Raw genomic sequence first — 13517 nt, 5'->3', positions numbered from 1 at the left:
GGTTTTCATGGAGCGCCGGGCAGGCCTTGCACCTGCATTTCCCCGCAGGAAGCGGGGCGTCTTTCCTTGGACCACCAACGCACTGCGTCCGGGCCGGTGTTCCGGCCGTTCGCGTGTGATGATCATAGCGGGTGAACGGGCCCGTGCGCCACTCAGCGGTCCGGGCGCTCCCCGTCCACCGACTCGAACCGCCACCGGTGCACCGCCCGGGTCACCAACTCCGCTTCCGGCTCGGGGAGTTCGGGCAGCGGGGCGTCGTACGGCGCGTCCCACCACGTGATGACCAACACCCGGTCCTGCGGGGCGCGGAAGGTCTCGCGCCGCACCGGCGCGGGGGCGAGCCGCTGTTCCCGTGCCCAGGCGAGCAGTTCCCCGCCCCGGCCCTCGGCGGCCCGGGCCTCCCACATCAGGGCGACCGTCACGAGTACAGGTTCTCCTTGCTGACCTCGTGCACATGGTCGTGGTCGTGCGCGTGGCCCGGGACGTGCGGGTCCGTCACCGGCAGGGAGGAGTCGGCGGACAGGTCCCAGTCGGAGGCGGCCCGGTTGCGGGCGACCATCTCGGCGCCGAGGGCCGCGACCATCGCGCCGTTGTCCGTGCACAGCTTGGGGCGCGGGACGCGCAGCCGGATACCGGCGGCCTCGCAGCGCTCCTGGGCGAGGGCGCGCAGACGGGAGTTGGCGGCGACGCCGCCGCCGATCATCAGGTGGTCGACGCCCTCGTCCTTGCAGGCGCGGACGGCCTTGCGGGTGAGGACGTCCACCACGGCCTCCTGGAAGGAGGCGGCCACGTCACGGACCGGGACCTCCTCGCCGGCCGCGCGCCTGGCCTCGATCCAGCGGGCCACGGCCGTCTTCAGGCCGGAGAAGGAGAAGTCGTAGGCGGGGTCGCGCGGGCCGGTCAGGCCGCGCGGGAAGGCGATCGCCTCCGGGTCGCCCTCGCGGGCGTAGCGGTCGATGACCGGGCCGCCGGGGAAGCCCAGATCGAGCACGCGGGCGATCTTGTCGAAGGCCTCGCCGGCCGCGTCGTCGATGGTCGAGCCCATCGGGCGGACGTCGGAGGTGATGTCCTCGGACAGCAGCAGGGAGGAGTGGCCGCCGGACACCAGCAGGGCCATGGTCGGCTCGGGCAGCGGGCCGTGCTCCAGCTGGTCCACGCAGATGTGGGAGGCGAGGTGGTTGACGCCGTAGAGGGGCTTGCCGAGCGCGTAGGCGTACGCCTTGGCGGCCGAGACGCCGACCAGCAGGGCGCCGGCGAGACCGGGCCCGGCGGTGACCGCGATGCCGTCGAGGTCCTTGGCGCTGACGCCGGCCTCCTTCAGGGCGCGGTCGATGGTCGGGACCATCGCCTCCAGGTGGGCCCGGGACGCCACCTCGGGGACGACACCGCCGAAGCGGGCGTGCTCGTCGACACTGGAGGCGATTGCGTCGGCCAGCAGGGTGGTGCCGCGGACGATGCCGACGCCGGTCTCGTCGCAGGAGGTCTCGATGCCGAGGACGAGAGGTTCGTCAGTCATTGGTCTCGGTTTCTCGTACGGAGGGGGAACCCGTGGCGGAGCTGCCGGATTCCGTGGTCAGGCGCATCACCAGGGCGTCGACGTTGCCCGGCTGGTAGTAGCCGCGTCTGAAGCCGATGGGCTCGAAGCCGAAGCGCTCGTACAGCTTCTGGGCGCGGACGTTGTCGACCCGGCACTCGAGCATGACCTCGGAACACTCGAACGTGGTGGCGGCCTTCAGCAGCTCGGTGAGCAGGCGGGCGCCGAGCCCGGTGCCCTGCTGGTCGCGGGCCACCGCGATGGTCTGGACGTCCGCCAGCTCGCCGGAGGAGGCCAGGCCCGCGTAGCCGACGATGCGGCCGGCGTCCTCGGCCACGAGGTAGCACCGGGTCGCCTCGTCACCCCGGGAGTGGGCCAGCTCGGACCAGAACATGCCGCGGGACCAGGCGTCCTCGGGGAAGAGATCCTTCTCCAGCTCGAGGACCGGGTCGATGTCCCACCAGCGCATCTCGCGCAATTGTGCGGTCACTTGGGCGTGACCACCTTGTAGTTCTTGGGGACCTGCGCGTCGGGGCGGCGCAGGTACAGCGGGCGCGGGGCCGGGATCTCCTCGCCCGCGGCCAGCTGCTCGGCGGCCAGTGAGGCGAGGGCGGCGGCGGACACGTGCTCGGGCTCATGGGCGCTCGGGAACGTGTCGGGGTAGAGCAGCGCGCCCGCGCCGACCGCGGGGAGTCCGGCGACCTGCTCGGCGATGTCGGCGGGACGGTCGACGGCCGGGCCGGTCAGGCGGGTGCGGGAGTCGGCGTACTTCGCCCAGTAGACCTCCTTGCGCCGGGCGTCGGTCGCCACGACGAAGGGGCCCTTCTCGATGTCGGCGGCGTAGGCCAGCGCGTCCAGCGTGCACAGGCCGTACACGGGGACACCGAGCGCGAGGCCGAAGGTGTCGGCCGTCATCAGGCCTACGCGCAGGCCGGTGTAGGGGCCGGGGCCGGTGCCGACGACGACCCCGGTGACGGCCTCCAGTTTGAGCCCCGCCTCGGCGAGCACACGGTCGACGGCCGGCAGCAGCAGCTCCCCGTGCCGGCGCGCGTCCACCTGACTCGACGACGCGATGACGTCCGTCCCGTCGTGCAGTGCGACGGTGACGGCGGGCGTGGCGGTATCCAGAGCGAGCAAGAGCACGCGAACAGCCTACGGCGCCCGCGGCTCGTGCATGGCCGTCCGGGGCAGACGGTGACCGACTGCTACGGTCTGTACGAAGTACGACATATGACGCGAGGCAGAGGTGGCGGACGTGGCAGGGACCAGCTCGGGGATCGTGGCCGGCCTCACCGCGGCCGCCGTGGGCACCGTCGGCTTCCTCGCCTACCAGGCCCAGGCGACCGTACCGGCGGGCCTCGGCGGCGTGGCCGGCGCGGGCGCGTCGCCCTCGGTCAGCGCCAGCAAGGCACCGCGCGACCTGCGCAACCCGGGCGCCCTGCCGGGCGACTCCGGTACGGGTGAACGGGTCGTGTACTCGGTGGACGACGACCGGGTCTGGCTGGTCGACGAGCGGAACGTGGTGCAGCGCGGCTTCGGGGTGCACCCGGGCGCCGTCGACCCGCCGGTGGGCAGGTACTGGGTCACGTCCCGCTCCAACGCGGTCACCGGCACGGACGGCGCGCCGATCGAGCACGTGGTGCGCTTCACCAGCGTGGACGGCGTGGTGATCGGCTTCAGCGCGGCGGTGGGCAGCAGCGTGGGCATGACCACCGACGGCGTGAAGACGGGGGGCATCCGGGAGCGGCGCGAGGACGGCGACGCGATGTGGAAGTTCGCGACGATCGGCGTACCGGTCGTCGTCATCCGCTAGCGGCGACTACGCGGCCCGGCGGTGCCCCTGCTCCCGGTCCCGGTCGGTCTTCTCGGGCTCCGGCCGGCGCGGTGGTCTGGAGACCGCGTCGGCGGCCGCGCACGACGCCAGCAGGTCACGCATGGACACCGCGGAGACCGCGACCGGCTCGGCCGGCTGCGCGGTGGGTCGAGAAGCGGGCATGGACGCCTCCTGACGTGCGGGGGCGGGGCGTAGTTAGGCACACCTAACTACGGGCTGGCTACCATGTGACCACGCCCGGGACGTCCGGCGCAACACGTTGCCGACGGCTTGTCGGAAAGTACGGCGGATCAGGCGGCGAGCGCGTCCAGACCGGCCTCGGCCCATCGCCGGCCGAGCCCGCTCAGCGTCACGTGCCGTACCTCGTCCGTGGTGTCACCGACGGCCCGGTGGATGACGACCTGCAACCGGTCCTCGGTCAGGTCCTCGACCTTGCCCTCGCCCCACTCCACGACGATCACCGAGTCGGTCAGCGAGACGTCGAGGTCCAGGTCCTCCATCTCGTCGAGGCCGCCGCCGAGCCGGTAGGCGTCGACGTGGACGAGCGGCGGGCCGTCGCCGAGGGAGGGGTGCACCCGGGCGATCACGAAGGTCGGCGAGGTGACCGCGCCACGGACCCCCAGCCCCTCGCCGAGCCCTCGGGTCAGCGTCGTCTTGCCCGCACCCAGCTCCCCGGTGAGCATCACCAGGTCGCCCGCGCGCAGCAGCTTGGCCAGCCGGCGGCCCAGCTCCCGCATCTGCTCGGGGGAGGTGATGGTCAGCCGGGTCTCAGCGGGGTTGTGCGGTGCTGCTGGTGCTTCCATAGCCACTTACGGTAGCCCCTGCGGGCACGGCACCCGCGCGGGTGAGCAGGTCGGCGAGCCGGTCGGTGACCACTTCCGGGTGTTCCAGCATGACCAGGTGCCCGGCGTCCGGCACGAGCACCAGCTCGGCCTCCGGCAGCAGGTCGGCGATGGCCTCGCTGTGCTCGCTGGGCGTGACGAGGTCCCGCACTCCGGCCAGTACCAGCACCGGGAAGTCCCGGAAGCAGCCGAGCGCCTCGGTCTTGTCGTGGTCGGTGAAGGCCGGATAGAACTCGGCGACCACGTCGATCGGCGTGGACTCGATCATCCGCTCGGCGAACCGCTCGACGGCCGGGTCGACGTCCCGGGTCGCGAACGAGTACCGCTTGATGATCCCGGCGAACAGGTCGGCGGTGGCCCGGCGGCCCTTCTCCACCAGCTCCGCCTGCTGGCCGAGCGCCTTCAGCACTCCGGGGAGGATCCGGCGCACCGCGTTGACGCCGGCCAGGGGCAGCCCGAAGTTGACCTCGCCGAGCCGCCCGGACGACGTGCCGACGAAGGCGGTGGCGACCACCCGGTCCCGGATCAGCTCCGGGAACTGGTCGGCCAGCGCCATGATCGTCATCCCGCCCATGGAGTGGCCGACCAGCACGATCGGCCCGTTCGGCACGGCCGCGTCCAGGACCGCCTTCAGATCCCGGCCGAGCTGCTCGATGGCGACGGGCACGCCGTCCTGGGTCTGGACGACGCCCCGCCCGGACCGCCCGTGGCTGCGCTGGTCCCAGTGCACGGTGCGCACGACCCCGCGCAGGGCCGCGCGCTGGAAGTGCCAGGAGTCCTGGTTGAGGCAGTAGCCGTGGCTGAAGACGACGGTGACCGGGGCGGGTGCCTTGCGGCCGAAGAGCCGGCGGCGGCGCGGGGAGACGTTCGGGCCGGGGTCGGGTTCGACGTCGTCGACCTCGTAGTAAAGCTCGGTGCCGTCGTCGGCGTACGCCTTGCCCGGGGTGCCGCGCAGGGCGCCGTAGGGGCCCGCCGAGTCCAGCGCCAGCCGTGCCTTGCGCCGCATCCCGCGGCCCACGGTCATCCGCTCGATGGCGACACCGGCGGCCGCGCCCGCGGCGAGCACGCCTATCGCGGCACCGGCGATGCCGGTCGCCCTGCGCCAGCTGCCGGCCGCCTCCGCGGCGGAGGCGGCGGCCGCCGAGGCGACGATGTCCGCCACGGCCTCCGCACTGCTCTCGCTCACGTACCGCTCCTCTTCGCCGTACTGCAGTTCGCTGGGTGAATGAAACAGGTGATGCCGGTGTGGCTGTGGTGCGGGTCTGGTGCGTGGTGCCGGTCGTGACAGGAGCAACCGGGCGCGCGGCGCCCGTCTCAGAAGGGGCTACCCCTCTTCTTCCCCGTTCACATAGACGCGAGGAACGCGCGTTCCGATCCGCGTGACGATTTCGTACGCGATCGTGCCGCAGGCCTGCGCCCAGTCCTCGGCGGTCGGCTCGCCCCGGTCGCCGGGCCCGAACAGCACCGCCTCCGCGCCCACCGGGGGCTCGTCCCCGCCGAGGTCGACCACGAACTGGTCCATCGCGACCCGACCGGCGACGGTCCGCCACTTGCCGTCGACCAGCACCGGACCGCTGCCGGAGGCGTGCCGGGGAACGCCGTCCGCGTAGCCGACGGGCACGAGACCGAGGGTGGTCTCGCCGGCGGTGACGTAGTGGTGGCCGTAACTGACGCCGTGCCCGCCGGGCACGTGCTTGACCAACGCCAGCGACGCACTCAGCGTCATCACCGGCCGCAGGCCGAAGTCGGCCGGGGTGCCGATCTCCGGGCTGGGCGAGACGCCGTACATGGCGATACCAGGACGGACCAGGTTGAAGTGGGTCTCCGGAAGGGTCAGCGTGGCCGGGGAGTTGGCGAGGTGCCGCACCTCGGGGCGCACGCCCTGCTCCTCGGCGTACGCCACCATCTCCCGGAACAGCGCGAGCTGGGCGGCGATGGACGGGTGCCCGGGTTCGTCGGCGCACGCGAAGTGGGACCACAGACCGGTCACCCGGACCAGATCCTCGCGCTCGGCGCGCAGGGCCTCTCGGACCAGTTCGGGCCAGTCGGCGGGCTGGCAGCCGTTGCGGCCGAGCCCGGTGTCGGCCTTCAGCTGCACCCGCGCGGGCCGTCCCGCCTGCCGGGCGGCCTCCGTCACCTCCCGCAGCGCCCACATCCCGCTGAGCGAGACGTCGATGTCGGCCTCGACGGCCTGCCGCCAGGGCCCGCCGGGCACCCACAGCCAGCACAGGACACGCGTGTCAAGGCCGGCGGCGCGCAGGGCGAGTGCCTCCTCGGGCGTGGCCGTGCCGAGCCAGGTGGCCCCCGCCTCGACGGCCGCGCGGGCGCACGGCACGGCCCCGTGGCCGTAGGCGTCGGACTTGACGACGGCCATCAGGGCAGCGCCCTTCGCCCGGGCACGCAGGGCCCGCACGTTGGCGCGCAGGGCGGCCAGATCGATCTCGGCCCGGGCGCGCAGGGGCGCGGTCGGCACAGCTGCAGTCTCACTCATGGCGCCCCCAGTGTCTCAGAGGCCCGTGCGGGCTCCCGGTGCAGCATCGGGTACCGGGCCGGCGCCCCCGCTCCCCCGCCTCCTCCGCCTTGCCGGACTTGCCGGACTTGCCGGGCTCGCGATGGCGGGCAGCACCGTGACGCCTCCATGGGTGATTCGTCTGCTGATCATGCGATCAGCCAAACGCGCGGCCCCGGCCGATCCCGGATGCCGCGCGGACGGGTCACCCGGGGGGTGCACCTGGGTACACCCCGGTTCGGCAGGCAGGTTCAGTCCGCGCACGTCACCGCCCCGGCATCGTCGAGGTCATGCAGACGACACGGACGAGACAGACGACACATACGACACAGCGGTGGAAGGTCCCGGCAGGGATCTTCCTGGTGGTCGCCTTCCTGGCGGCCGGAGCGCTGGGAGCCGTGCAGCCGGCCACCGGGATTCCCACGGAGGTCGTCCAACTGACCCAGTTCGGCCCGGCGCTGGGCGTGGCCCTGGCGGCTCTGCTGTGGCCGTCCCGGACACGCGAGCTGCTCGTCGGTTCCGCGGGGCATCCGGCCTCCCCCTGGCGGCAGTTGCTCGCCACGCCCCTCCTGATCGTCCTTCTCTCGGCGGGCCCGTACGCCCTCCTCACCGGCGCCGCCCACGCCACCGACCCACGCGGCCTGCACCACCCCTTCCTCCTCATCGCCCTCGCCCAACTGGTCGGTGCCTGCGGCGAGGAGATCGGCTGGCGCTGCTTCCTGCAGCCCCTGCTGCGCACCCGCTTCGGCCCGCTCACCGCGTCGGTCGCGGTCGGGGCGGTGTGGGGCCTGTGGCACGTCCAGGTGCTGGGTCGGAGCCCGGCCTACGCGGCGGGCTTCCTGCTCGCCACGACCGCCATGTCCGTCGTCCTGGGTCTGGCCCTGGAGGAGGTCGGGGGACTGCGGCGCCTGCTTCTCGCGGGCGGCTTCCACGCCCTGGTCAACCTCGGAATGCTGCTGTTCATGGACGAGGAGACGGGCAGGGCGCTGCCGATGGTCCTGTTCGGGCTGGCCTGCGCGGTGGCGGCGGTGCCGTGGGTGTGGCGCGGGCGGGAGGTTACGATCCCGGCGGCCGTGGGGTGAGGGGGCGTGGGGTGCGGGGTTTGCGGCGCGCGGACTGGGTCGCTCTCTGGCGGTGCCAGTTGGCCGGACTGGCCGGGTTTCTCGTCGTCGGGGCCGCGCTGTCGGCCGGTGCGGCGCTGACGCTGCTGCCGCTCGGCATCGGCTTCCGGGTGCTGCCCGCGGCCGCCGGGCTGCTGCGCCGCGTGTCCGACACGTACCGGGCCCGCGCGGCCCGCTGGACCGGCCGTCCCCTGAGCGCTCCCGACCCCCTCCCCCGCGGCACGTCGGCCCGCCGCAGCAGCGCCGCGATCCTCGGGGACGACGGCTTCTGGTGCGACCTGCGCTGGGCCTGGCTCGAGCCGTGGACCGGCGGGGTGCTGGCGGCGGTTCCGCTCGCGCTGGTCGAGTACGGGGTGTTCGGCGCGCTGGTCCAGCCCTTCGTCTGGCGTCTGCTGGGCGACGGCAACTGGTACGCGTTCGTACCGGTCACCTCCAGGGCCACCATGCTCATGGCCCTGCTCCTCGGTCTGGCCCTCATCGTGGCGGGCCTGCGCCTGGCGCCGGTCATGGCGGCCCTGCACGCCCGGCTCACCCGACGCCTCCTCGCCGCCCCGCGCACCACCGAACTGGCCCGCCGTGTGAGCCGGCTGACGGACACCCGGGCCGCCGCGCTGGACGTGCACGCGGCCGAACTCACCCGTATCGAACGGGACCTGCACGACGGCGCCCAGGCGCGTCTGGTGGCCCTGGGCCTCACTCTGGGCGAGGCGACCCGGCTGCTGGACACCGATCCCGGGACCGCGCGCACCCTCCTCCTGGACGTCCGCGCCCTGTCCGCACGGGCGCTGCAGGACCTGCGCGACCTGGTCCACGGCATCCATCCGCCGGTCCTGGCGGACCGGGGCCTCGGCGACGCGGTCCGCTCCCTGGCCCTGGACAGCCACCTGGACGTCGACGTGGCCGTGCACCTGCCCCCGGAACGTCTTCCCGCGCCCGTCGAGTCGGCGGCCTACTTCGCGGTGTCCGAACTCCTCACGAACGCGGCCAAGCACGCGGACGCGAGCCGGGTCGACATCGCCCTCGGCCACGACGGCACGCGGCTGCGGGTGACGGTGACCGACGACGGCCACGGCGGTGCCGACCCGTCGGCCGGGACCGGACTGCCCGGCGTACGGCGCCGGTTGGATACCTTCGACGGCACGCTCGCCCTGCACAGCCCGCCGGGCGGCCCGACCACCGCGACCCTGGAGATCCCGTGCGCGTCGTCCTCGCCGAAGACCTCTTCCTCCTCCGCGACGGCCTGACCCGCACCCTGCGCGAGCACGGCTGCGAGGTCGTGGCCTCGGTGGACAACGGGCCCGCGCTGGTACGGGCGCTGCGCGAGACGGACCTGGACGTCGCGGTGATCGACATCCGGCTGCCGCCGACGCACACGGACGAGGGCCTGAAGGCGGCCCTGGAGGCCCGCCGCACCCGCCCGCGGCTGCCGGTCCTGATCCTCTCCCAGTACGTCGACCAGCTCTACGCCCATGAACTCCTCGCCTCAGGCGAGGGTGCCGTCGGCTATCTCCTCAAGGACCGCGTCACCCACACGGCGCAGTTCGTCGACGCCCTGCACACGGTCGCTGCCGGCGGCACGGTGATGGACCCCCAGGTCATCGCCAAGCTCCTGACGCGCAGCGAGAAACGGGGCCGCACGGACTCGCTGACCCCCCGCGAGCACGAGGTCCTCGCCCTCATGGCCGAGGGCCGCTCCAACACGGCCGTCGCCGGCACCCTCCACATCAGCGAGAGCGCGGTGGCCAAACACATCGCGTCGATCTTCGCCAGGCTGGGGATGGAGCAGTCACCGGAGGACAATCGGCGGGTGCTGGCGGTACTGGCCTACCTGAAGGGCTGAGTGACGGTCCTTCGGCTGCGGGCCACAGCCACCGTCCGGTGCCCCGCCCGGCGCGGGTGGGCGAAGCCGCCTCCCGGCCGGCCACGGCTCACCCGCGCACATCCCGCCACGCCTCCGGGATCCTGTCCGCGACGTCGTGGGCCCCGGCCGGTGCCCCGTCGGCGGCGAAACGGCCCGCCAGGCCATGGAGATACGCCGCCACACTCCCCGCGTCCGACGCGGACAGCCCAGCTGCCAGCAGTGACCCGGCCAGCCCCGACAGCACGTCCCCGCTCCCGGCCGTGGCCAGCCACCCCGTCCCTGTGGCGTTCACCCGCACCGCCCCGCCGCCGGAGTCCGCCACCAACGTGGTGGACCCCTTCAGCAGCACGGTCGCCCGGTACACCGCGGCCAACTCCCGCGCCGAGGCCAGCCGGGCCCCCTCGACCTCCTCCCGCGGCACCCCGAGCAACGCCGCCGCCTCACCGGCATGCGGAGTCATCAGCGTCGGTGCCGTACGCCCGCGCACGGCGTTCCGCTCGGCCAGCCGCAGCCCGTCGGCGTCGAGCAGCACCGGCACCTCGGTGGACAGCACCTCCGCCACGGTCGCCGCGTCGTCCCCTGCGCCCGGCCCGGCCACCCAGGCCTGCACCCGGCCGGCCTTGGCAGGACCCCGGTCGGACACGAGGGTCTCCGGGAAGCGGGCGATGACCGCCTGCGCCGCGGGCCCGACGTACCGCACGGCCCCCGCCCCGCCCCGCAGCGCCCCGGACACGGCCAGCACGGCGGCCCCCGGATAGCGCGCGGACCCCGCCGCGATCCCGACCACACCCCGCCGGTACTTGTCGCTCTCCGCGGCCGGCAGCGGCAACAGCCGCGCCACGTCCGCGTGCTGCAACGCCTCCAGCTCGGCGTCCGGCGGCAGTTCGAGCCCGATGTCGACGAGCCGCACCGACCCGGCGTACTCCCGCGCGGGGTCGACCAGCAGCCCCGGCTTGTGCGTCCCGAAGGTGACGGTGAGGTCGGCCCGCAGCGCCGTCCCCCGCACCTCTCCCGTGTCCGCCTCGACCCCGCTCGGCAGGTCCACGGCGACGACGGCGGCCCGCGACCGCTCGACGGCACCGGCCAGCGCCTGCGCGTCCGGCCGCAGTCCGCCCTTGCCCCCGATCCCGACGATGCCGTCCACGACGAGGTCGGCCCGCTCGACGGCCTCCTCGGCGGCACCGTCGGCAGCCACCCGTCCACCCGCCCGGAGCAACGCCGCGAGCCCCCCGGAGTGGGTCCGCTCGGGCCGCGCCAGCAGTACGGCCGTGACCCCGGCCCCCCGACGCGCCAGCCGCGCCCCCGCGTACAGCGCGTCGCCGCCGTTGTCCCCGCTGCCGACGAGCAGCACCACCCGGCTGCCGTAGACCCGCCCGAGCAGGTCCGCACAGGCAGCGGCCAGCCCCGCGGCGGCCCGCTGCATCAGCGCACCCTCCGGAAGCCGCGCCATCAGCTCCCGCTCGGCCGCCCTCACCGTCTCCACGCTGTACGCAGTACGCATGGCATCGAGTCTGCCCCGGAAACCCCTGCCGCCACACCCGGGGGCGTCAGCCCTCGGCGACCACCACGGCCGACGCGATCCCCGCGTCATGGCTGAGCGACACATGCCAGGACCGCACCCCGAGTTCCGCGGCCCGCGCGGCCACGGTGCCCTTCACCCGCAGCCGGGGCTGCCCGCTGTCCTCGACGAACACCTCGGCGTCGGTCCAGTGCAGCCCGGGCGGCGCACCCAGCGCCTTGGCCAGCGCCTCCTTGGCGGCGAACCGCGCCGCGAGCGACGCGACACCCCGCCGCTCCCCGCTCGGCAGCAACAACTCGCTCTCGACGAACAGCCGATCGGCCAGCCCAGGCGTCCGGTCCAGCGACGCCCGGAACCGGTCGATCTCGGCTACGTCGATTCCGACCCCGATGATGCTCATGGTGAGCACCCTACGGTGAGGAACCGGCCCCTCAGTGGCTCACTCCACCGTCACCGACTTGGCCAGGTTCCGCGGCTGGTCCACCTCGTTGCCGCGGGCGGTGGCCAGCTCGCAGGCGAACACCTGCAGCGGCACCGTCGCCACCATCGGCTGCAGCAGCGTCGGCGTGGCCGGGATCCGGATCAGGTGGTCGGCATACGGGACCACCGCCTCGTCCCCCTCCTCCGCGATCACGATCGTCCGCGCACCCCGTGCCCGGATCTCCTGCATGTTGGACACGATCTTGTCGTGCAGGACGGACCGGCCGCGCGGCGACGGAACGACGACCACCACCGGCACGTCCTCCTCGATCAGCGCGATCGGACCGTGCTTCAACTCGCCCGCCGCGAAGCCCTCGGCGTGCATGTAGGCGAGCTCCTTGAGCTTGAGGGCTCCTTCGAGGGCGACCGGATAGCCCACGTGCCGGCCCAGGAACAGCACCGTGTTCTTGCCGGCCAGGGACCGGGCGAGGGACCGTACCGGCTCCATCGTCTCCAGCACGCGCTCGACCTCGCCCGAGATCTGCGACAGGTCCCGGATCACGGCACGGATCTCGTCGCCCCACTTGGTGCCCCGCACCTGGCCCAGGTACAGGGCCACCAGGTAGCACGCCACCAGCTGCGTCAGGAACGCCTTGGTGGAGGCGACGGCCACCTCTGGCCCGGCGTGCGTGTACAGCACCGCGTCCGACTCGCGGGGGATCGTCGAACCGTTGGTGTTGCAGATGGCCAGGACCTTCGAGCCCTGCTCCCGCGCGTGCCGGAGCGCCATCAGGGTGTCCATGGTCTCGCCGGACTGGGAGATGGCGATCACCAGGGAGCGGCCGTCCAGGATCGGGTCCCGGTAGCGGAACTCGCTGGCCAGTTCCACCTCGCACGGGATCCGGGTCCAGTGCTCGATGGCGTACTTGGCGATCAGGCCGGCGTGGAAGGCCGTACCGCACGCGACGATGACGACCTTGTCCACCTCGCGCAGCTCGGACGGCGAGATGCGCACCTCGTCCAGGGTCAGTGAACCGGCCGCGTCGATACGGCCCAGGAGCGTGTCGGCGACCGCCTTCGGCTGCTCGGCGATCTCCTTGAGCATGAAGTAGTCGTAGCCGCCCTTCTCGGCGGCCGAGGCGTCCCAGTCGACGTGGTAGGAGCGCACGTCCGCCTCGCGGCCGTCGAAGCCCGTCACCTTCACGCCGTCCCGGCGCAGCTCCACCACCTGGTCCTGGCCCAGCTCGATCGCCGAGCGGGTGTGGGCGATGAACGCGGCGACGTCGGAGGCCAGGAATGCCTCGCCCTCCCCCACGCCCACCACGAGCGGGGAGTTCCGGCGCGCGCCCACGACCACGTCGGGCTCGTCGGCGTGCACCGCGACCAGCGTGAACGCGCCCTCCAGGCGCCGGCACACCAGCCGCATGGCCTCGGCGAGATCGGCGCACGCCGAGAACTCCTCGGCCAGCAGATGTGCGACCACCTCGGTGTCCGTCTCGGACGACAGCTCGTGTCCCCGCTCGGCCAACTCGGCCCGCAGCAGGGCGAAGTTCTCGATGATGCCGTTGTGGACGACCGCCACCCGGCCGGCGTTGTCGAGATGCGGGTGCGCGTTCGCGTCCGTCGGGCCGCCGTGGGTGGCCCAGCGCGTGTGGCCGATGCCCGTCGAGCCCGCCGGAAGCGGCCGGTCGACCAGTTCCTTCTCCAGGTTGACGAGCTTCCCGGCCTTCTTCCCGGCGGCCAGCCCGCCGTCCGCCAGCACGGCGACGCCCGCCGAGTCGTACCCCCGGTACTCCAGCCGCTTCAGCCCGGCCATCACGACCTCGAGCGCCGACTGCGACCCTACGTATCCCACGATTCCGCACATGACCGGCAGC

15 protein-coding genes are annotated in these 13517 nt (G+C 73.4%); 4 read left to right on the top strand and 11 right to left on the bottom strand.

What is annotated here, in order from left to right; translation table 11 throughout:
• Positions 1-152: 152 nt before the first annotated feature.
• From AC07DS_RS05630 to tsaB, 4 genes are read right to left on the bottom strand one after another with little or no spacing between them, the layout of a single operon-like run.
• Positions 153-422: a hypothetical protein gene (locus AC07DS_RS05630; protein ID WP_479142960.1), complete on the bottom strand. Its 270-nt coding sequence runs from the start codon at positions 420-422 to the stop codon at positions 153-155.
• On the bottom strand, positions 419-1516 hold the full coding sequence (gene tsaD, locus AC07DS_RS05625; RefSeq protein WP_479142958.1) for a tRNA (adenosine(37)-N6)-threonylcarbamoyltransferase complex transferase subunit TsaD: 1098 nt from the start codon (positions 1514-1516) through the stop codon (positions 419-421). Before tsaD ends, AC07DS_RS05630 begins: the two co-directional genes overlap by 4 nt.
• Complete coding sequence (gene rimI / locus AC07DS_RS05620) at positions 1509-2003, bottom strand: ribosomal protein S18-alanine N-acetyltransferase (RefSeq protein ID WP_479143547.1); 495 nt, start codon at positions 2001-2003, stop codon at positions 1509-1511. Before rimI ends, tsaD begins: the two co-directional genes overlap by 8 nt.
• Before the next feature lie 17 nt (positions 2004-2020).
• Positions 2021-2677: a tRNA (adenosine(37)-N6)-threonylcarbamoyltransferase complex dimerization subunit type 1 TsaB gene (gene tsaB, locus AC07DS_RS05615; protein WP_385167627.1), complete on the bottom strand. Its 657-nt coding sequence runs from the start codon at positions 2675-2677 to the stop codon at positions 2021-2023.
• 112 nt (positions 2678-2789) lie between these two features.
• Here tsaB and AC07DS_RS05610 point away from each other — a divergent pair, with 112 nt between their 5' ends.
• Positions 2790-3347, top strand: coding sequence for a hypothetical protein (locus tag AC07DS_RS05610; protein WP_479142956.1), 558 nt, complete (start codon positions 2790-2792; stop codon positions 3345-3347).
• Positions 3348-3353: 6 nt separating this feature from the next.
• Here the strand turns inward: AC07DS_RS05610 and AC07DS_RS05605 are convergent, their stop codons facing one another.
• The 4 genes from AC07DS_RS05605 to alr all read right to left on the bottom strand — a co-directional run bounded on the left by AC07DS_RS05605 (position 3354) and on the right by alr (position 6701).
• Positions 3354-3530: a hypothetical protein gene (locus AC07DS_RS05605; RefSeq protein ID WP_479142954.1), complete on the bottom strand. Its 177-nt coding sequence runs from the start codon at positions 3528-3530 to the stop codon at positions 3354-3356.
• Between the two features lie 128 nt (positions 3531-3658).
• Entirely contained in the window at positions 3659-4171 is a 513-nt protein-coding gene (gene tsaE / locus AC07DS_RS05600) for a tRNA (adenosine(37)-N6)-threonylcarbamoyltransferase complex ATPase subunit type 1 TsaE (RefSeq protein ID WP_479142952.1), read from the bottom strand.
• A complete protein-coding gene (locus AC07DS_RS05595; protein ID WP_479142950.1) occupies positions 4137-5396 on the bottom strand; it encodes an alpha/beta fold hydrolase in 1260 nt (419 codons plus the stop codon). Before AC07DS_RS05595 ends, tsaE begins: the two co-directional genes overlap by 35 nt.
• 138 nt (positions 5397-5534) lie before the next feature.
• Positions 5535-6701 carry an alanine racemase gene (alr, locus tag AC07DS_RS05590; protein WP_479142949.1) on the bottom strand — a complete coding sequence of 389 codons (1167 nt, stop codon included), beginning with the start codon at positions 6699-6701 and terminating at the stop codon, positions 5535-5537.
• A 308-nt stretch (positions 6702-7009) separates the two neighbouring features.
• Between alr and AC07DS_RS05585 the strand changes: the two genes are divergently transcribed.
• The 3 genes from AC07DS_RS05585 to AC07DS_RS05575 are packed head-to-tail and all read left to right on the top strand — an operon-like array spanning position 7010 to position 9680.
• Positions 7010-7801, top strand: coding sequence for a CPBP family intramembrane glutamic endopeptidase (locus AC07DS_RS05585; protein WP_479142947.1), 792 nt, complete (start codon positions 7010-7012; stop codon positions 7799-7801).
• 11 nt (positions 7802-7812) lie between these two features.
• Positions 7813-9084: a sensor histidine kinase gene (locus tag AC07DS_RS05580; RefSeq protein ID WP_479142945.1), complete on the top strand. Its 1272-nt coding sequence runs from the start codon at positions 7813-7815 to the stop codon at positions 9082-9084.
• Positions 9036-9680 (top strand): response regulator, encoded by a 645-nt coding sequence (locus AC07DS_RS05575; protein ID WP_479142943.1) that lies wholly within the window; start codon positions 9036-9038, stop codon positions 9678-9680. The genes AC07DS_RS05580 and AC07DS_RS05575 overlap by 49 nt, the downstream gene beginning before the upstream one ends.
• 88 nt (positions 9681-9768) lie before the next feature.
• Here AC07DS_RS05575 and AC07DS_RS05570 read toward each other — a convergent pair whose 3' ends face one another.
• Genes AC07DS_RS05570 through glmS form a run of 3 tightly spaced genes read right to left on the bottom strand, consistent with a single transcriptional unit; the run spans position 9769 to position 13507 of the window.
• Positions 9769-11202 (bottom strand): NAD(P)H-hydrate dehydratase, encoded by a 1434-nt coding sequence (locus AC07DS_RS05570; RefSeq protein ID WP_479142941.1) that lies wholly within the window; start codon positions 11200-11202, stop codon positions 9769-9771.
• Positions 11203-11248: 46 nt separating this feature from the next.
• Entirely contained in the window at positions 11249-11620 is a 372-nt protein-coding gene (locus AC07DS_RS05565; protein WP_479142939.1) for a holo-ACP synthase, read from the bottom strand.
• A gap of 39 nt (positions 11621-11659) precedes the next feature.
• Complete coding sequence (gene glmS / locus AC07DS_RS05560) at positions 11660-13507, bottom strand: glutamine--fructose-6-phosphate transaminase (isomerizing) (RefSeq protein WP_145879506.1); 1848 nt, start codon at positions 13505-13507, stop codon at positions 11660-11662.
• Positions 13508-13517: the final 10 nt, after the last annotated feature.

It is taken from the genome of Streptomyces sp. NPDC044064, assembly GCF_056434245.1.
This window is presented reverse-complemented; position numbering and strand designations above follow the sequence as displayed.

What these genes read in the sequence shown, in the direction of transcription:
- tsaD (WP_479142958.1), bottom strand. Translation starts at nt 1,516, where the DNA reads ATGACTGACGAACCTCTCGTCCTCGGCATCGAGACCTCCTGCGACGAG.
- rimI (WP_479143547.1), bottom strand. Translation starts at nt 2,003, where the DNA reads ATGCGCTGGTGGGACATCGACCCGGTCCTCGAGCTGGAGAAGGATCTC.
- AC07DS_RS05605 (WP_479142954.1), bottom strand. Translation starts at nt 3,530, where the DNA reads ATGCCCGCTTCTCGACCCACCGCGCAGCCGGCCGAGCCGGTCGCGGTC.
- tsaE (WP_479142952.1), bottom strand. Translation starts at nt 4,171, where the DNA reads ATGGAAGCACCAGCAGCACCGCACAACCCCGCTGAGACCCGGCTGACC.
- alr (WP_479142949.1), bottom strand. Translation starts at nt 6,701, where the DNA reads ATGAGTGAGACTGCAGCTGTGCCGACCGCGCCCCTGCGCGCCCGGGCC.
- AC07DS_RS05585 (WP_479142947.1), top strand. Translation starts at nt 7,010, where the DNA reads ATGCAGACGACACGGACGAGACAGACGACACATACGACACAGCGGTGG.
- AC07DS_RS05570 (WP_479142941.1), bottom strand. Translation starts at nt 11,202, where the DNA reads ATGCGTACTGCGTACAGCGTGGAGACGGTGAGGGCGGCCGAGCGGGAG.
- AC07DS_RS05565 (WP_479142939.1), bottom strand. Translation starts at nt 11,620, where the DNA reads ATGAGCATCATCGGGGTCGGAATCGACGTAGCCGAGATCGACCGGTTC.
- glmS (WP_145879506.1), bottom strand. Translation starts at nt 13,507, where the DNA reads ATGTGCGGAATCGTGGGATACGTAGGGTCGCAGTCGGCGCTCGAGGTC.